This window comes from Fontimonas sp. FW305-C-3 (genome assembly GCF_058783185.1).
The window spans coordinates 457,800-474,136 of record NZ_JBYSYK010000001.1 but is presented as its reverse complement, the minus strand read 5'-3'; the positions used below and the strand labels follow the sequence as shown (position 1 = coordinate 474,136).

The window sequence follows — 16,337 nt, the reverse complement described above, 5'->3', positions numbered from 1 at the left end:
GCCTGCAGACAGAACAGCAGGCACTCGTCTCGAGTCGCAACCATAAGCAGGAGAACAGCATGAGCAATTCCGATCTGGATCGGCGCCATTTCTTCATCGGCGGCGAATGGGTCCGGCCCTCGTCGGACAAGACCTTCACGATCGTCGATGCGTCGACCGAGTCCAGCGTTGCCACGGTTCCGGAAGGCCAGAACGCCGATATCGATCGCGCCGTCGCCGCCGCGCGTGCGGCGCTCGAAGCGCCGGCCTGGCGCGATCTGACGCCGTCCGCGCGCGCTGCGGTTCTGCGCCGTTTCGATGCAGCGCTGCAGCAGCGCAAGGACGCGCTCGCACTCGCGGTGTCGAGCCAGAACGGCATGCCGATGTGGCTCAGCTCGGCCTTCGAGGCCGGCATCGCGCTCAGCCTCGTGAACTTCTACGCGGACCTGATCGACAAGCCGGCCGTCGAAGACCGCCGCGCCGCGCAGCTCGGTCGCGAGACCATCGTCAGCAAGAAGCCGATCGGCGTGGTAGCCGCCATCGTGCCCTGGAACTACCCGATCGCTCTCGCGCTCAGCAAGATCGCACCGGCACTGGCGGCAGGTTGCACGCTGGTCATGAAACCGTCGCCGGGCACCGTGCTCGACAGCTACCTGATGGCTGAAGCAGCGCTCGAAAGCGGCCTGCCGCCGGGCGTCATCAACTGGGTGCAGGCCGATCGCGAGGTCGGTGCCTATCTGGTTTCGCATCCCGGCGTCGACAAGGTCGCTTTCACCGGCTCGACCGCGGCGGGACGCATCGTCGCCCGCGAATGCGGCCAGCTGCTGCGCCCGGTCAGCCTCGAGCTCGGCGGCAAGTCCGCGGCCATCCTGCTCGACGATGTCGACGTCGGCACGCTGCAGGAACGCCTGCCGCTCGCCTCGCTGCTGAACAACGGCCAGACCTGTTTCAACAGCACCCGCATTCTGGTGCCGAAGAACCGCTACAAGGAACTCGTTGACGCGATCGCGACGACGGTGTCGTCGCTGAAGGTGGGGCTGGCGGTGGACGCCACGACGCAGGTCGGCCCGATGGCTTCGCGACTGCATCGCGAACGGGTCGAGAAGTACATCGAAACCGGCCGCAAGGAAGGCCGTCTGGTGGCCGGCGGCGGACGGCCGAAGGATCAGTCGCGCGGCTGGTTCGTCGAGCCGACCGTGTTCGCCGATGTTTCCAACAGCGCGACGATCGCGCGCGAGGAGATCTTCGGACCGGTGCTGTCGCTGATCCAGTACGAGAACGAAGAAGAAGCGCTGCTGCTGGCCAACGACAACGAGTTCGGCCTCGGCGGTTCGGTATGGAGCCAAGACGAAGCGCATGCGCGTGCGGTTGCCGATCGCATCCACACCGGCACTGTCGGCATCAACGGTTATGCACCGGCGATCGGCTCGCCGTTCGGCGGCGTCAAGGCCAGTGGCATCGGCCGCGAACTCGGCCCGGAAACCCTGGCCGGCTACCAGCAGTGGAAGTCGACGTACCTGATGTAATCCGCTTGTCAGGCCAGCCATGAATCTCGACGTACGCAGCGCAGAGGAAGACAAGGGCATGACATTCGGCGATCAGATGCCGACGACGGTGGGCGCCGGCATGAGCCGCAGGAAGCTCGCCGGCTATACGCTGCTGACCGCACTGACGAGCAAGGAGCTGCGCGTGCTCGAGCATCTCGACAGCGGCGCGACGAACAAGGAGATGAGCCGGTGCCTGTTCGTCACCGAGAACACGATCAAGTTCCACCTCAAGAACATCTACGGAAAGCTGCACGTCGCCAACCGCCTGCAGGCCTTGATCACTGCCCGTGATCTGGGTCTGATCGACAACGCTTCCTAACCGACGATCGGCCCAATCGATTCCACGCCGACGCCCTGTGCGTACTGGATGCCGAGCGCCGACAGCCGTCTGAGCTCGGCGCCGTCGGCAACGTTCTTGGCCGAAAGGCGCACACCGAGCACCTTGGCCGACGACACAATGGCCTGCAGCTCGGCATCGATGACCGGATCCAGCTTCGAGGCGTCGAGCAGATCGCTCGACAGCTTGATCATGAACGGCCGCACCTGGCGCATCAGGCCGAGCCCGCGGATGTCGTTGCAGCCATCGACGATGATGCGCACCCCCGCCGACAACAGCAGCTCGACGCCGGACATCGCCGCCGGCGGCGCGCTCAGCAGGCGCTGGTCGATCTCGATCGCGAAGCGCGAAGGCTCGACGCCGAGCGCGCGCGTCGATTCGATCAGATGGTTGAGGAAGTGCTCGCTGGCCAGCGACTGCGTGCTGACGTTGAGGCTGATGCCTTCGTAGCGTTCGAGCAGCGTCGGCTCCTCGCGGCAGGCGGTGACGATGCGCTCGAACACCGCGCTGTCGAGACGATCGACCTCGCCGACATGCTCGACCGCCTTGAGGAAGTGCGCCGGTTCCAGCCAGTGGCCGTCGTCATCCTCAAGTCGTACGAACACCTCGAGCCAGGGCTTGCGGGCGATGGCCGCATCGGTGGTCAGCACCGATTGCGATGTCAGGCGCAGGCGGTTGTCGAGCATGCGCTCGGCAACCCAGCGTGCGCGTGCGACGAGCAGATCCTTTTCCTTGTCGGACGCCGAACCGGTCGCGGCACGCAGCGTCGCCTGATTGCTCAGCAGCGCCACCAGCTCCGCCTCGACGGCGTTGGGGTTTTCGCTGGCGCTGCTGAGGTCGGCCAGGGAGTAGCGGACCGTCAGATGTCCGCGCTCATCGTCGAGACGCGCGACGTCGAGCTGACACAGGGCGCGCACGGTCTCGGCGAGATCGCGCATGGAGTCGGGCCGCGCGGCGGTCTTGATCAGGCCATACGCGACGCCGCCGATGCGGTATAGCTCGGCCGTGCCTTCCATGCTGCGCCGCAGGGTGTGGCCCAGCATGCCGGCAAGATTCTGCCGGAAGGTCTCGGCCGGATCGTCCTCGTCGCGAACGCCGGCGACGACGAACAGGCCGACGGTGTGCGTCATCGCGTGTTCTCGCGAGCCTTCGATCAGCTTGGCGACGCGGGAGCGGAATGCCTGGTGGTTCGGCAGCCCCGACTCCGGATCGAGCAGCGCATTGGCGGGGTTGGTGCCTTCGAGCAGCGCCGGCATCTGGCCTTCGGCGAACAGCCTGATCGTGCCGCCGAGCGACTGGCTGCCGCTGTCGAACGGCAGCACCGTGATCGACACCGGCTGCGGCGTACCGTTGCGATCCGCCATGACACCGCGATACAGCCAAGGCGTGGATGCGCCCGCGGTCAGCAGCCCCGCGACCTGCGGAGCCAGCGAGTGCTCGCGCCACTTTTCCTTTTCGCCATCGAACACCGCGAGAACGTCGACGATGCGCTTGCCGACCAGCGCGGCGGCGGACGTGCCGAGCAGCTGTGCCGCCATTGCGGTTGCCGACACGATGACGGCCTCGGCGTCGGTCTCGATCGCCGCTTCGGCGAGGGTTTCCACATATGCCGCGTGGCGTTTCTCGCTGAGCTTGAGCTGGGTCTCGCGCTTGCCGAGCAGATCGCTGCGCTGGACCAGCAGGGCCTGCATGTCGTCGACCTGCTGACGCGCGGCCTGCACCGAAACCTCGAGGACTTCGATGTCTTCGGGGCGATAGGCCGATTCCGTTGCCGCGTCCGGCGATTCACGCCGCTTGCGCTGACCCATGCTCAGACGGTTGCGCAGCACTTCCGCGGGCAGGATCAGGATGCGCAGCAGATACAGATAGATCAGCGCCGTCATGATCATGACGATGCCCCAGTACGGCAGAAAGACCTGGCGCTGCAGTTCGCGGCCGCTGTAGCTGTGGCCGAGATACGTGAAGACGCCGTCGGCGGGAATCATCAGCTTCGTCATCAGCAGGCCGAAGACGACGAACGCGGTGCTGAACACCAGCAGGCCGACATAGATGGCGTAGCGCAACTGGCCCCAGACGCGACGGCGCCCGTCGAGCCAAGCCCTCAGGGATCCCGGTGCTTTCTTTCGCGCTGACGCAGCCGCTGCCATAGTCCCCTCGAATAATTTTTCGCGCGCATCCTAGCCTTTGTTTTCCCGCAAGAATCCGACCCATATGGGGGGCAGGCAGGGTCAGCGAGCTGTAGTAACTTAGCACGCTAACCTGGCCCATCCGTTGCCTGCCATCAAAGACTCTCAAGCCAACTCTCGCCGACGCGGCGGCCTGCCACCAGGCATGGCCCGGGCCCTCGCGGCGCTGTTGATGCTGGCGACCGCGCTGCCGGCGGCCGCGCTGTCGCTCGGTGCGCCGGAAATCATGTCCAGCCTCGGCGAGCCGCTGCGGGTCGACGTGGCGATCGAGTCGGATCACAGCAGCGGCGGACTGCCGGTCGCGCGGCTGATCAATACCGACGGTTCCGAAGCCTGGACCATCGCCGGCGTGCCGGGCGCGATCCGGCTCGACATCGTCGCGCTCGACGATGTGCATCAGCGCCTGCAGATCAGTTCCAGCCTGCCGGTGTGGGAGCCCTTGCTGACGCTGCGTATCGAAGTCGGCCAGGCGGCGATGCGCATCGTCCGCGAGCTGCCGGTCCTGCTCGATCCGCCGTCTGCCGAGGCGCCGGTGGCATCCGGTGTGGCCGGCGCCGCCGACGAATCCGCGGCGATCGATACCCGCATCGCATTGGCAAGCGCAGCACCGCTGCCGGCCGAGACCGCTCAGGCCGCAGCGGCAACGCCCATGCCGCGCGACAAGCCGGTGCGCGACAAGCCCAAGGCCACCGCCGGGCCGGCAGACTTCACACTGCCGGCACCGCGCTTCCAGCTCGCCGCGGCGCTGTCGGCGTACAGCCTCGCCTGGCTGCGCGACAATCCCGAGCCCCTCGCCAAGGCCACCGACGCGGAAGCGGAAGCGGAACCCGAAGCCGATGACGAGATCGTCGCAGCGGCGCAAGCGCCCGCAGCCCGCACGACCGATGTCGCTGCGCCGCCGGCAGAACGCGCGGTCGTGAAGCCGGCGGCAAAGCCGCACAGCGCGCCGCTGGTGCCCGCGCAGCCGCGCGGACTGCCGATGGGCTCGCCGTGGCTGGTCTTCCTGGTGATGGTTGCCGTGACGATCGGCTTGTTCATCTACGCACGCCGCCTGCGCCGCAACATGATGAGCGACAGCGCGCTGATGGCCTGATCCAGGCGTGGGTCGCGCCCACAAAAAAGCCCGCTCGCGCGGGCTTTTTTGATGCCGGTGGAGCTCAGGCGCTGCGGGCCTGGCGCAGACGGCGCTGCTCGACGCCGTTGGCGAGCGTGCGCAGCAGCTCGGCGGTGTCGTCCCAGTGGATGCAGGCGTCGGTGATCGACTGGCCGTAGCAGAGCTGGTCGCGCGGGCCGATTTCCTGACGGCCTTCGACCAGATGCGATTCGATCATCACGCCCATGATGCGCTCGTCGCCGCCGGCGAGCTGGTGCGCGACGTCCTGGCCGACGACGATCTGGCGCTTGTGCTGCTTGCTCGAATTGGCGTGCGAGAAGTCGATCATGATCTTCGGCTTCAGGTTGGCCTTGGTCAGTGCCGCCGCCGCCGCATCGACGCTCTTCGCATCGTAGTTGGTGCCGGCGCTGCCGCCACGCAGGATGATGTGGCAGTCCGGATTGCCCTTGGTCTCGAAGATCGCGACCTGGCCTTCGCTGGTCAGCGACAGGAAGCGGTGCGGATGCGAGGCCGACATCACCGCGTCGACCGCGACCTTGACGCTGCCTTCGGTGCCGTTCTTGAAACCGACCGGGCACGACAGCGCCGATGCGAGTTCGCGGTGCAGCTGCGACTCCGTCGTGCGCGCGCCGATCGCGCCCCAGCTGACGAGGTCGGTCAGGTACTGCGGGGTCAGGATGTCGAGGTATTCGACACCGGCCGGCACGCCCTGCTCGTTGAGCTGCAGCAGCAGCTTGCGCGCGACGCGCAGGCCCTTGTTGATGTCGTAGCTGTCGTCGAGATTCGGATCGTTGATCAGACCCTTCCAGCCGACCGTGGTGCGCGGCTTTTCGAAATACACGCGCATGACGATCAGCAGATGCTTGGCGAGCGCCTCGCGCATCGGCAGCAGCTTCTTCGCGTAATCGAGCGCGGCGTCGGTGTCGTGGATCGAGCAGGGCCCGACGATGACGAGCAGGCGGTCATCACGGCCGTAGAGGATGTCCTGGATTTCACGACGCGCATCGAAGGTCGTCTTCGACGCGGCATCGGTCAGCGGCAGCTCGGCCTGAATCGCGGCCGGCGTCGCTACCTCACGGACGGAACCAATACGGGTGTTTTCTGTAACGAAACGCATGTGACTGCAACCGGTTATGACGCTAGGGGCCGGGGATGCTAGCAGATCATGCAGAGGGCAACATCGTCCGCCGGGCATCCAGCCGGGTCTCTGGGCGGGGGCTGGGCGAAGCGGCACAATGGCTCGGTCCAAACGTCCGGTAACTTCATGTCCGCCCCGCGCCCGCCTCGACTCCGCCCCGTCCTGTCCCGCTGGACCCCGCTGCTGGGCCTCGTCGGCCTGCTGGCCGGCCCGGCCCAGGCACGCGAGGCCTTTGTTTTTCCAAGCTTCAATCAGTCCGCACTGGCCCGTTTCGCGGCCTTGCCGATCCCGAGCGCCAGCCATGACCGCCCGGGGCCGCGCGTCACCCTGGACTGGACCAGCGAGAACGTCATCGACGCCGCCGGCACCGAAACCCTGATCGTCGACGGCGAGATCCTGCGGCTCGGCCTGCAGTACCAGACCCAGTGGGCGGGCACCGATTTCGGCGTCGAGGTGCCGCTGCTGTTCGCCGGCGGCGGCATGCTCGATGCCGCGATTGAGTCCTGGCACGACACCTTCGGCCTGCCCAACGGCGGCCGCGACCAGCTGCCGCGCGACGACTACCGCTACGCCTACGTGCGCGACGGCGCGCTCGTGTTCGACGTCAACGACGGGGCCAACACGGTCGGCGACATCCGCCTGACGGCGGCGCGCTGCCAGGACAGCGGCGGCTGCCTGCGCGGCATGCTGCAGCTGCCGGTCGCCGATGCCGACGAGCTGCTCGGCGGCGGCTTGGGCGGCGCGGTCTGGTACGAGCAGCCCTATGTGTTCGGCTCGACGGAGCGCTGGACCGGCGTCGTCGCCGGCGGCCTCAGCGCGCAGCGTGCCGACGGCCCGCTGGAAGCGCTGCAGCGCGAGTTCCTGCCGTTCGGCTGGGCATCGATCGGCTATGCGCTGACCGAACATTTCGATGCGGGCCTACAGTTTTACGCGCACGCGCCGCTATATGACGACAGCGAGCTGGAAGCCCTGAGCGATCCGGGCGGCCTGCTCAGCTTTGGCCTGAGCTACCGCCAGCAGGGCGGCCAGGTCTGGCGTCTGGCGGTCGTCGAGGATGTCATCACCGAGTCGTCGCCGGATTTCGTGATTCACCTGTCTGCCGATCTCGGAACCAGCGCGCAATGAACCCCTCTCTCGTTTACCGCAGCCTGCTCACCGCAGCGGTGCTGGCCAGTGGTCCCGCCTTCGCGGCAAACGACAACAGCAATGCGATCGGCCTGCGCGCCGGCAGCGGCGGCCTCGTCGTCGAGTACGCGCATCGCCTGAACGACTACATCGACCTGCGCGGCGGCTATGCCTTCGGCTCGCTCGGCCGCGATTTCGACGAGGACGGCATCGACTACGACGGCGACATCCGCTTCAGCGCGGCGCAGGCGATGATCGATATCAAACCTTTCGCGGGCGGCTTCCGCGTCAGTGCCGGCCTCTACAGCTCGGCGCCGGAAGTCACGCTGGAAACGGTCGGCGACAACGATCAGTACGAGGTCGGCGGCCGCGAGTACACCGCGACCGGCCGCCTCGATGGCGACATCGATTTCGGCTCGGCCGCGCCGTATCTGGGCTTCGGCTGGGGCGGCACCACAGGTGGCAACGGCTTCGGCCTCAGCTTCGACGCCGGCGTGATGTTTGCGAAGACGCCGTCCGTGTCGCTGAGCGCCGAGGGCGTGGCCTGCGATTCAACGCTGACCGCCTGCGATCCCAATGGGCCCGCCGGATTCGATGTCCAGAGCAACGATCCGCGCGCCGCGGCGTTCCGCAACGAACTCGCCAACGAGGCCGACGAAGTCGAACAGGACATCGAAGGCCTGCGCTACTGGCCGGTGGTCAGTCTGGGGCTGCACTACCGCTGGTAAGCACCGCCGCGGCAGCGTCAGCCTGCAAGGGGCGCCGCACCCTCAGCTCATGAAGCCGCGCCAGTGCCCGGCGCCTGCATAGCCGCCGGGAAACACTTGCTCCAGCAGGCCCTGGCTCACGCCCATGCGCCGCGCGAGAATTTCACCGAGCACGGAACGGAAGTCGGTCGTCGGTTCCAGATCTTCGCCCTGGAACAGCTTGTCCGCGGCCAGCCCAGGCCATTGCCCGTAGACCCGCCCTCCGCGCACGCCGCCGCCCATCACCAGCATCGATGACGCAGTACCGTGATCGGTACCGCCGAGATTTTCCTTTGCCTTGCGGCCGAACTCGGTCATCGTCACCAGCGTCACCTGGCCGATCAGGTCGCCGAGGTCGTCGTGGAAGGCGCGGATCGCCCCCGAGAAGTTCGGCAGCGTCACCGCGTGACGGCTGACCTGGCTGACGTGAGTGTCCCAGTCGTCGTCGGAGGTGACGGCAATCACGCGCGGCGCGAGTCCGCCGCGGATCGCCTGCGCGGCGGTCTTCAGTCCATTGCCGAGCGTGGTCGCCGGGTAGCTGGCGGCGGGCTCCGGCAGCGGCGTCTCACGCAGCGTCCGCATGCTCTCCGCGACACGGCGGATGTCGTCGCCCGGCTTGCCGGCAATCGTCGCGATGGTCTCGATCAGATCGGTGGCGTCATCGCCGGTGATCGAGCCGTGGTAATAGTCCGCGAAGTTGCGGACCGCCAGCGCGCCGGGATAGCCCTGCAGGCTGGCCGGCACCGCCGGCTCAGCGGCGAGCGCGGCGAAATTGTTGGTCTGGTAGTCGACGTGATCGCGCAGCATCACGCGGCCCAGCCAGCCATCGTTGACGCCATTGCGGGCGCCGGCCTCGGCGATCGACTGGGCAAAGAAGTGCGAGCGGTCGCGCGCATCCAGCGGCACCCAGCCGGTGGCGCTGACAAAGCCCAGTGTGCCGGCGTCGTACAGTTCCTTGAGCGCGCTCATGCCGGGATTCAGCCCGAAGAAACCATCGAGCACGATCGGCGAGCCGACTTTCACGTTGGGCCGCACGACCGCGTAGTCGGGATCGCCGTAGGGCACCAGCATGTTGATCCAGTCCGCGGCGAAGCGCTGGAACACGACGACGAGCGTGTGCTGCGGCGGTTGCTCGCCGTTGGAGCCGCCGGGCCCCGGCGTCGGCTGCGCACCGTCATTGGTCACCGGATCGCTGCTGCCGATGCCGCAGGCGCTGGTCGCGCCGGTTGCCAGCAGCGCCAGCAAAGCACGTCGGGAAAGCATGGGTTATCTCCGCAGGAACCAGGGCGAGGTGAGCAGCACGAACACGAGGCCTTTGACCCGCGCATCGAGCGTCGCGGCGGGCATCTCGGCATCGGGGTCGGCGTCCTGCGCCACGAAGGCGAGGCAGGCGGCCGCCGCTTCCGCCGGCAATGACGTGAACAGCAGATTGGCCACCGCATTGCTCACCGCGCTGCGCGGCGTCTTTGCGCGGGTGACGCCCGAGGCCACCGAACCACCACCCTGCGCGAGATCGAACGGATCGCTCAGCAGGTAGCTGTAACCGAGTCCCTCGACGAGCGCGACCAGATATTTCTGCTGGTACAGATCGGTGTTGCTGTTGGCCCAGTAGCTCTCGCGATCCGGATAGCCGTTGGGCGGCACCCAGGCGAACGGCTCCTGGCCGGCCTGGACCAGCGAGTTGAACAGCAAGCCATTGGGTGCGGCCACCGGGACGCCGAACAGGTTGGGATCGACGAGCGGCTCGAGCTGATTGATGCCGCAGGCACGCATCGCGCCGACCATCGCCTCGAGCGGACGCTTGCGCTTGGCGCCGGCGCTGGCCGCAAACTCGGCCGAGTTGAGGATCAGCCGCAGCAAGGTGGTGATGTCACCGCCGCTGCTCGTGAAGGCCGCGGCGGCGCGCGTCACCAGCGCCTCGGGCGGCTCGTCGGCCACGAAGCGCCGGCACAGCTTGGTCGCGATGAATCGCGCAGTGCCGGGATGGTCGAGGATCAGGTCCAGCGCGCGATCGATCTCCGCCTCGCCGCCGCCGGCGGGGAACTGCTGGCCGAGAAACCATTTCTCGCTGCCGTCGTGCTGCGCGTCGGTGAAGCGCACCGCGCCGTAGGCCAGCACCGCTTCGGGCGGATCGACGACGAAGCCGAGGCCGGACAGGATCAGCGCCAGCGCCTTCATGTCGGCTTCGCTGTAGCCGCCGTCCTTGCCCAGGGTGTGCAACTCCAGCATCTCGCGGGAGTAGTTTTCGTTGATCTGGCCGGCGCGATTCAGCCAGTTGTCGATGAAGTGGAGCATCTCGGCGCTGCGCACCGTCGCTTTCATCAGGGTCTTGAAATTGCCGAGCGCGTTGGCGCGAATGACGCTGCGGTCGAAGTCGAGCTTGAGCGGGATCGGGTTTTTGCGCAGATAGGTATTGAAGTGGTCGTTCCAGAAATCGACCATGACCTCGTACAGCTGCGCGCTGGAAAATACCGCGCGATGCAGCATCGCGCACTGCAGCTCGAGCTGATGCACCGTGACGTTGAGGCCGGCCAGCGTGGCCGCGTAGATGACCGGGCCCGAGGTGTTGATCAAGGGAAAGAGCACGGCGGTCGCCGCCTCGGCGTCGACATCGCGGGCGGCCAGCTGCTCTTCGATGAACTCGGCGCGACCGATCTCGCGCACCCGCGCCAGGCTGGCCGGCGTCGGGCCGAAACTGATCCGGCGCAGCAGATGCAGGTCCAGGTCGGCTCCAGCGATTTCGGCCGGCTCCATCGCCAGCGCGCTCTGCGTCAGGTCGGCCAGCAGGCTGCCGTAGAGGGCGGAATAGCCCGTCAGCTGGAGGAAGGTTCTGCGTTTCATCGCGGTCGTGGCCCTGATCGGCTCGGCAAGCAAGCAGTGGCGTGGTCCGCAAAATTCTCGCCAAGTTACTTTTGAGTGTCAGGGAAAACCTTCCCAACGGCTGATTGGCGCCGCCGAGTGGCGCGGACGGTTCCGGCGCGCGCCGGACCGCCGCGCCGATGCCGCTAGCGGATCACGTCCGGCATGCCGACAAAGCCCGGCTGCGACTGCACGCGCTGCAGCCAGCGCCGCACGGCCGGATAGTTCTCCAGCGAATAGTCGCCCTGCTCCGCGACGTGCGTGTACGCATACAGCGCGATGTCGGCAATGCTGTAGGCCTCACCGATGAGGAACGCGGTCTGCTGCAGCTGCCGCTCCATCACGCCGAGCGCGGCATAACCCTTGCCCTGCGCCTCGGCGATCTTCGCCGCCCATTCCTCGCGCTTGCCGAGGACGTAGATCCAGAACCGCACGGTGGCGACATAGGGTTCATGGCTGTACTGCTCGAAGAACAGCCACTGCATGACCAGCGCGCGGGCGTAGCGATCGGCCGGCAGCAGGGGCGTGCCTTCGGCGAGGTAGCACAGCATCGCGTTCGATTCGGCGAGCAGGCGGCCGTCCGGCAGCTGCAGCAGCGGCACCCGGCCGTTGGGGTTGAGGGCGAGAAACCCGGGGGTGCGCGTCGCGCCGCCGACCGTGTCGACCTCCTCCCAGACCAGCGGCAGTCCGAGCTGGGCCATCAGCAGCGCCGGCTTGTAGCAGTTGCCGCTGCCGCTCATGCCCCAGAGCTTGTAAGGGGTATCGCTCATTTTCCGGCTCTCCCGCAGCAAGATGTCGAAGGGTGGAAGTTTCAGGGCATTATGATGTCAGTCGATCGCCGGAGTTCACGCATGGATTCATCGCAGCGGGTCAGCGAGCTGTCGCGAACAGTCAGTGCACGCGTGCCGATGGACGGCGCCGCGCTGCTGGCGCGCGAGTCCGCGGAAACCGTCGCCGCGGTGCTCGACCAGCTGCCGCGCCGGCTCGCCAACGATGTGCTGAGCTACCTGCCGCCGGCGCTGCAACCGGACGACGCGCTGACGACGACGACCGAACTCGATATTCCCGGCATCGTCGCCGACCTGATGGAACCGGCGCTCGGCCGCCTGCCGGGACACGCGACCGTGCAGGACGCGATCGACTACCTGCGCGCCGCCAGCGATGCGCAGCAGATCACCTATCTCTACATCACCGATGCCGACGAGCGCCTGATCGGCATGGTCGTCATCCGCGACCTGCTGCTCGCGCGGCCCGACCAGCCGCTGACCGACGTGATGCTGCCGGACCCGTTCACGCTCGCCGTCGACATGCCGGCCGGCGAGGCGATCACCGCCGCCGTGCACCGCCACTACCCGGTCTATCCGGTCGTCGACGACAGCGAGCGCATGGTCGGCATCGTGCGCGGCTGGCGCCTGTTCGAACGCCAGGCGATCGAGATCACCGCGCAGAGCGGCCGCATGGTCGGCGTCAACGAGGACGAGCGCGTCTACAGCACGTTCTGGGAGGCGTTCCGCATGCGCCATCCCTGGCTGCAGCTGAACCTGGTCACCGCGTTCACCGCCGCCGTCGTCGTCGGTCTGTTCGAGGACACGATCACCCGCATCGTCGCGCTGGCTGCCTTCCTGCCGGTGCTCGCCGGCCAGAGCGGCAACACCGGCTGCCAGGCGCTGGCGATCACCCTGCGCGGCCTGACGCTGGGCGATCTCGACGACCGACCGATACGCTCTCTGGTTATCAAGGAAGCCCTGCTCGGTGCGCTCAACGGTTTTCTCGTCGGGCTCGTCGCGGCGGCGGCAATGTGGTTCTATGCCGCCAACACCGGCGCCGAGAATGCGCCGATGCTGGCGCTGGCGATCCTCATCGCGATGGTCGGCGCCTGCACCGGCAGCGGCATCTTCGGCGTGCTGGTGCCGATCACGCTGCGCCGGATCGGCGCCGATCCGGCGACCGCGAGCAGCATCTTCCTGACCACCTTCACCGACGTGCTGGGCATGGGCCTGATGCTGTTGCTGGCGAAGACCCTGGTGACCTGAGTTGCCGCCGAAGTTCTGCCCCCGAAGTTCTCTTCCTGAAGACCACCGCTTGAATAACGTCCGCCTGCCCTTGCTGCTTCTGCTGTCCGCCTCGCTGCTGGCCGGCTGCGCCACCCGCCCCGGCGAAGCGCGCCCCGACCTGCTGACGCCGCTGCGCCCCGAGTTCCAGGCGGCCGACAAGGATGGCGACGACACGCTGACGCGCGAGGAAGCGGTCGCGATGCCGAAGCTGGCGCTGGTCTTCGATGAAGTCGACACCGATCACAACGGCCGCGTCAGCACCGGCGAGCTGCGCAGCTATCTCGAATGGCAGCGCGTGCTCGCCACGCCGCGCGGCCGCTTCCCGGAAACCCGCCCGCATTGATTGCAGCACCGTCTGCCCGATGACGCTGGTCGACGCCGCAATCCTGATCGTCGGTTTCCTGACCGCGACGCTGTCCGGCGTCGCCGGCATGGGCGGCGGGACGATCCTGATCGGTGTGCTGTATGCCTTCGGCATGTCGCCGGCCGAGGCCGTGCCGCTGTTCGCCGCCGTGCAGTTCGTCTCCAACAGCTCGCGCACGATCGCCTACGTGAAGCATGTCGAATGGCATGCGGCCGGCTGGTTCATGCTTGCCGCCGTGCCGGCCACGTTTCTCGCCGTGCCCTACGTCGCCAGGATCAACGGCGATCTCGTCTGCCTGCTGATGGCCGGCCTGATCCTCGCGTCGCTCGCCCCCGGGCAGGCCGACAAGGCGCTGCCCGCACGACCGTCCTTCGTGCTCGCCGGATTTCTCAATGGCGCGCTGGGGCCCTTCGTGGGCGCGACGGGCCTGTTCGTCGGCCGCCTGTTCTTCCGCCCGGAGTGGCGCAAGGAAACCACGATCGGCACGCTGGCGCTCACCCAGCTGCTCGGCCACGGCCTGCGCGTGGTTGCGCTCGGCTTCGTCGGCCTCAGCGCACTGGCCAATCCGTGGCTGCTGGCCGCGCTGTGCGTCTGCGTCGTCGCCGGCACTGCGCTCGGCAAGCAGATCAACGCCCGTGTCAGCGAAGCGCAGTTCGCGCGCCTGTTTCGCTGGATACTCGTCTTGTTGTCGCTCAAGCTTGCCTACGATGGCATCAGGGGATTGTGGTGGAACTGAAACTCGCAGCAGCAGAAGTCGAAGCACTGATCCGCGGCGGTCTGGTGTCCGCGAGCGGCATCGTCGTCGACGCGGTCGCGCCCGGCATGGCGCGGGTGCGCATGCCCTACAGGGACAGCATGATCCGCCCCGGCAACGTGCTGTCCGGCCCGTCGATGTTCGCCGCGGCGGATCTGGCGATGTACGCGCTGGTGCTGTCGCACCTCGGCCCGCTGCTGATGGCGGTGACGTCGAACCTCAACATCAACTTTCTCAACAAGGCCAAGCCCGGCGACCTGATTGCCGAAGCGCGCCTGCTCAAGCTCGGCCGGCGCCTGGTCGTCATGGAAGTGAATCTGTACAGCAGCGCCGATCCGGCGCTGTGCGTGGCGCACGTCACCGGCAGCTATGCGCTGCCGGCGACCTGAGCCGCCTCAGAACGGCACCAGCTCGACGCGCCGGTTCTTCGCGCGTCCTTCGTCGGTCTCGTTGCTGGCGATCGGCGCCAGCGACGCGACACCGTTGGCGCTGAGGCGCGCCGCGGCAATCCCGTAGTCCTTGATCAGCGCCGCCTTCACAGCTTCGGCGCGGCGCTTCGACAAATCGAAGTTCGCTTCGAGCTTGCCCTGCGCATCGGTGTGGCCGACGACGTGCAGGCTCAGGCTCGTGTCTTTCTTCAGCAACTTGGCGATCTCGTCGAGCGCCGGCTTCGACGCCGGCTTGATTTCCGCCTTCGCCGTGTCGAACAGGATGCCGTACAGCGCGACGCGGCCGGTTTCGGCAATCGCCTTGCTCATCTCGTCGGCGCCGAGATTGACCATCGCCTGCTCGATCGCCTTGGGCTTGACCGTTACCAGCGTCAGCACCTGGCGCTGCGCCCAGGCCGCCTCGTCGCAGTAGGCCGAGCCGATGTCGGGCACATGCACGAACAGCGCGACGACCTCGCCGCTGGTCGCGTTCTTCAGCAGCGCATAGCGCGGCGGCTTGATGCGCAACGCGGCGGCGCAGGCGGGCACGGTGCTTTCCGCCGTCTTCCACTGCTCGAACGGATACAGGAAGTTCGCGAAGTTCTTCGAGTTCTCGCTGACGTAGGTGTCGATGCCTTCGCCGCAATCGTCGGCATTGCATTCGTACAGCGTCTTGTAGCCCTGGGCGCCGAGCTGCGTCTGGTAGTTGCGCACCACCTCCAGCGCCGAGCGGCCTGCGGGAATGACGTACATCAGCCGCGTGCGGCGCCCGGACGCCTCGATCTTCGACGCGACGTTGAGCTTCTTGAAATCGTAGCTGTCATCCGGCGTGCGTCCGTACTTGGCCGGACCGGTCGGCAGGCTCAGCTCGTCGTACTCGCTGTCTTCGCGCAGGAACAGCACGGCGTCCTTATAGCGCTGCACGCCGGGCGGATCCTTCAGGCCCGCGACGTCCTTGGTCGGCACCGGCGTTCCGTCCTCGGCCAGGGCCACGCCCGTCGTCAGCAGCGCCGCGGCGATCAGGCCGCAGCGCACAACATGGCGCAGGCTCACTCTGCCGGTTCCTGCAGGCGGATCGTGTACTCGGCGACGATCGTCGTCTTGCCGGTCATCGTCGCGGAATCGACCACCGTCTTGGTGATCTGCATCAGGCCGGGCGTGCCCGCGGGATAGCTGCTGCCGGCGGCGCTGGTCAGGATCATGCCGCTGAGTTCACCGGGCGAAGTTTCGCTGAGGAAGAAGCCGCCGAGCGCGACGACGCTGCAATCGCGCAGCAGCGAGACGTCGACACCGTATGGCCCGCTGCCGGCCTCGGTGGTCTTGAAGCTCACCGTATCGCCACCCTTGAACAGATGGCCCTTGCTGAACTGCGGGGTCAGGCCGGGCGCGCTGTTGAAAAGATCATGCGCGCGCTTGTACTCGGCGATGTTCTCCGGCGGCAGCAGCTGGCAGCGGCTGTTGCTGGTATCCGGCGTCAAGGCACCATCGCCGGCGGGCGCCGCCGCGGTTTCGGCAGCGGCCGTTGCAGCTGCAGCGGTTTCATTGCCGGATTTGCAGGCGCCGAGCGCGAGGGCCGCCGACAGCAGCACGAAATACGGAGCGCGGGCAGCGCTGGACAGTGAAGGGGGCATGCGGATCTCCAGCGGCGTTGTGATTGTTCTCAGGGCGGCGCCGGGCAATGCCTGGCCGTCGGTCGAGTGTACGCC

16 protein-coding genes are annotated in these 16,337 nt (G+C 67.2%); 9 read left to right on the top strand and 7 right to left on the bottom strand.

Annotated features, from left to right (window positions below; translation table 11 throughout):
* The first annotated feature begins 59 nt into the window (after window positions 1–59).
* On the top strand, window positions 60–1,505 hold the full coding sequence (locus AC3WUF_RS02180; protein WP_492421963.1) for an aldehyde dehydrogenase: 1,446 nt from the start codon (window positions 60–62) through the stop codon (window positions 1,503–1,505).
* Between the two features lie 19 nt (window positions 1,506–1,524).
* Window positions 1,525–1,845 carry a response regulator transcription factor gene (locus AC3WUF_RS02175; protein ID WP_492421961.1) on the top strand — a complete coding sequence of 107 codons (321 nt, stop codon included), beginning with the start codon at window positions 1,525–1,527 and terminating at the stop codon, window positions 1,843–1,845.
* Here AC3WUF_RS02175 and AC3WUF_RS02170 read toward each other — a convergent pair.
* The gene (locus AC3WUF_RS02170; protein ID WP_492421959.1) at window positions 1,842–3,926 is read right to left on the bottom strand and encodes an EAL domain-containing protein; all 2,085 of its coding nucleotides are present in this window, start codon (window positions 3,924–3,926) and stop codon (window positions 1,842–1,844) included. The two genes, AC3WUF_RS02175 and AC3WUF_RS02170, sit on opposite strands and share 4 nt — an antisense overlap.
* Before the next feature lie 268 nt (window positions 3,927–4,194).
* On the opposite strand from AC3WUF_RS02170, the gene AC3WUF_RS02165 reads away from it, so the two are divergent.
* Complete coding sequence (locus AC3WUF_RS02165) at window positions 4,195–5,142, top strand: type IV pilus assembly protein FimV (RefSeq protein ID WP_492421957.1); 948 nt, start codon at window positions 4,195–4,197, stop codon at window positions 5,140–5,142.
* Between the two features lie 64 nt (window positions 5,143–5,206).
* Here the strand turns inward: AC3WUF_RS02165 and AC3WUF_RS02160 are convergent, their stop codons facing one another.
* A complete protein-coding gene (locus AC3WUF_RS02160; RefSeq protein WP_492421955.1) occupies window positions 5,207–6,280 on the bottom strand; it encodes a 3-deoxy-7-phosphoheptulonate synthase in 1,074 nt (357 codons plus the stop codon).
* A 147-nt stretch (window positions 6,281–6,427) separates the two neighbouring features.
* On the opposite strand from AC3WUF_RS02160, the gene AC3WUF_RS02155 reads away from it, so the two are divergent.
* Window positions 6,428–7,426 (top strand): DUF3187 family protein, encoded by a 999-nt coding sequence (locus AC3WUF_RS02155; RefSeq protein ID WP_492421953.1) that lies wholly within the window; start codon window positions 6,428–6,430, stop codon window positions 7,424–7,426.
* Window positions 7,423–8,154, top strand: coding sequence for a hypothetical protein (locus AC3WUF_RS02150; RefSeq protein WP_492421951.1), 732 nt, complete (start codon window positions 7,423–7,425; stop codon window positions 8,152–8,154). Before AC3WUF_RS02155 ends, AC3WUF_RS02150 begins: the two co-directional genes overlap by 4 nt.
* 42 nt (window positions 8,155–8,196) lie before the next feature.
* Here the strand turns inward: AC3WUF_RS02150 and AC3WUF_RS02145 are convergent, their stop codons facing one another.
* From AC3WUF_RS02145 to AC3WUF_RS02135, 3 genes are all read right to left on the bottom strand, one after another.
* Window positions 8,197–9,435, bottom strand: coding sequence for a DUF1501 domain-containing protein (locus AC3WUF_RS02145; protein WP_492421949.1), 1,239 nt, complete (start codon window positions 9,433–9,435; stop codon window positions 8,197–8,199).
* Between the two features lie 3 nt (window positions 9,436–9,438).
* Window positions 9,439–11,013: a DUF1800 domain-containing protein gene (locus AC3WUF_RS02140; protein ID WP_492421947.1), complete on the bottom strand. Its 1,575-nt coding sequence runs from the start codon at window positions 11,011–11,013 to the stop codon at window positions 9,439–9,441.
* 164 nt (window positions 11,014–11,177) lie between these two features.
* Window positions 11,178–11,801 carry a glutathione S-transferase family protein gene (locus AC3WUF_RS02135; RefSeq protein WP_492421945.1) on the bottom strand — a complete coding sequence of 208 codons (624 nt, stop codon included), beginning with the start codon at window positions 11,799–11,801 and terminating at the stop codon, window positions 11,178–11,180.
* Window positions 11,802–11,882: 81 nt separating this feature from the next.
* Between AC3WUF_RS02135 and AC3WUF_RS02130 the strand changes: the two genes are divergently transcribed.
* From AC3WUF_RS02130 to AC3WUF_RS02115, 4 genes are read left to right on the top strand one after another with little or no spacing between them, the layout of a single operon-like run.
* Window positions 11,883–13,064 (top strand): magnesium transporter, encoded by a 1,182-nt coding sequence (locus AC3WUF_RS02130; RefSeq protein WP_492421943.1) that lies wholly within the window; start codon window positions 11,883–11,885, stop codon window positions 13,062–13,064.
* Window positions 13,065–13,113: 49 nt separating this feature from the next.
* Window positions 13,114–13,428: an EF-hand domain-containing protein gene (locus AC3WUF_RS02125; RefSeq protein ID WP_492421941.1), complete on the top strand. Its 315-nt coding sequence runs from the start codon at window positions 13,114–13,116 to the stop codon at window positions 13,426–13,428.
* A gap of 19 nt (window positions 13,429–13,447) precedes the next feature.
* The gene (locus AC3WUF_RS02120; protein WP_492421939.1) at window positions 13,448–14,185 is read left to right on the top strand and encodes a sulfite exporter TauE/SafE family protein; all 738 of its coding nucleotides are present in this window, start codon (window positions 13,448–13,450) and stop codon (window positions 14,183–14,185) included.
* Entirely contained in the window at window positions 14,176–14,592 is a 417-nt protein-coding gene (locus AC3WUF_RS02115) for a PaaI family thioesterase (protein ID WP_492421937.1), read from the top strand. The genes AC3WUF_RS02120 and AC3WUF_RS02115 overlap by 10 nt, the downstream gene beginning before the upstream one ends.
* A 6-nt stretch (window positions 14,593–14,598) precedes the next feature.
* Here AC3WUF_RS02115 and AC3WUF_RS02110 read toward each other — a convergent pair whose 3' ends face one another.
* Both AC3WUF_RS02110 and AC3WUF_RS02105 read right to left on the bottom strand, forming a co-directional pair.
* Window positions 14,599–15,684 carry an OmpA family protein gene (locus AC3WUF_RS02110; RefSeq protein WP_492421935.1) on the bottom strand — a complete coding sequence of 362 codons (1,086 nt, stop codon included), beginning with the start codon at window positions 15,682–15,684 and terminating at the stop codon, window positions 14,599–14,601.
* On the bottom strand, window positions 15,681–16,262 hold the full coding sequence (locus AC3WUF_RS02105; RefSeq protein WP_492421934.1) for a hypothetical protein: 582 nt from the start codon (window positions 16,260–16,262) through the stop codon (window positions 15,681–15,683). Before AC3WUF_RS02105 ends, AC3WUF_RS02110 begins: the two co-directional genes overlap by 4 nt.
* Between the last annotated feature and the right edge of the window lie 75 nt (window positions 16,263–16,337).

What these genes read in the sequence shown, in the direction of transcription:
- AC3WUF_RS02180 (WP_492421963.1), top strand. Translation starts at nt 60, where the DNA reads ATGAGCAATTCCGATCTGGATCGGCGCCATTTCTTCATCGGCGGCGAA.
- AC3WUF_RS02175 (WP_492421961.1), top strand. Translation starts at nt 1,525, where the DNA reads ATGAATCTCGACGTACGCAGCGCAGAGGAAGACAAGGGCATGACATTC.
- AC3WUF_RS02165 (WP_492421957.1), top strand. Translation starts at nt 4,195, where the DNA reads ATGGCCCGGGCCCTCGCGGCGCTGTTGATGCTGGCGACCGCGCTGCCG.
- AC3WUF_RS02160 (WP_492421955.1), bottom strand. Translation starts at nt 6,280, where the DNA reads ATGCGTTTCGTTACAGAAAACACCCGTATTGGTTCCGTCCGTGAGGTA.
- AC3WUF_RS02155 (WP_492421953.1), top strand. Translation starts at nt 6,428, where the DNA reads ATGTCCGCCCCGCGCCCGCCTCGACTCCGCCCCGTCCTGTCCCGCTGG.
- AC3WUF_RS02150 (WP_492421951.1), top strand. Translation starts at nt 7,423, where the DNA reads ATGAACCCCTCTCTCGTTTACCGCAGCCTGCTCACCGCAGCGGTGCTG.
- AC3WUF_RS02145 (WP_492421949.1), bottom strand. Translation starts at nt 9,435, where the DNA reads ATGCTTTCCCGACGTGCTTTGCTGGCGCTGCTGGCAACCGGCGCGACC.
- AC3WUF_RS02140 (WP_492421947.1), bottom strand. Translation starts at nt 11,013, where the DNA reads ATGAAACGCAGAACCTTCCTCCAGCTGACGGGCTATTCCGCCCTCTAC.
- AC3WUF_RS02135 (WP_492421945.1), bottom strand. Translation starts at nt 11,801, where the DNA reads ATGAGCGATACCCCTTACAAGCTCTGGGGCATGAGCGGCAGCGGCAAC.
- AC3WUF_RS02130 (WP_492421943.1), top strand. Translation starts at nt 11,883, where the DNA reads ATGGATTCATCGCAGCGGGTCAGCGAGCTGTCGCGAACAGTCAGTGCA.
- AC3WUF_RS02120 (WP_492421939.1), top strand. Translation starts at nt 13,448, where the DNA reads ATGACGCTGGTCGACGCCGCAATCCTGATCGTCGGTTTCCTGACCGCG.
- AC3WUF_RS02105 (WP_492421934.1), bottom strand. Translation starts at nt 16,262, where the DNA reads ATGCCCCCTTCACTGTCCAGCGCTGCCCGCGCTCCGTATTTCGTGCTG.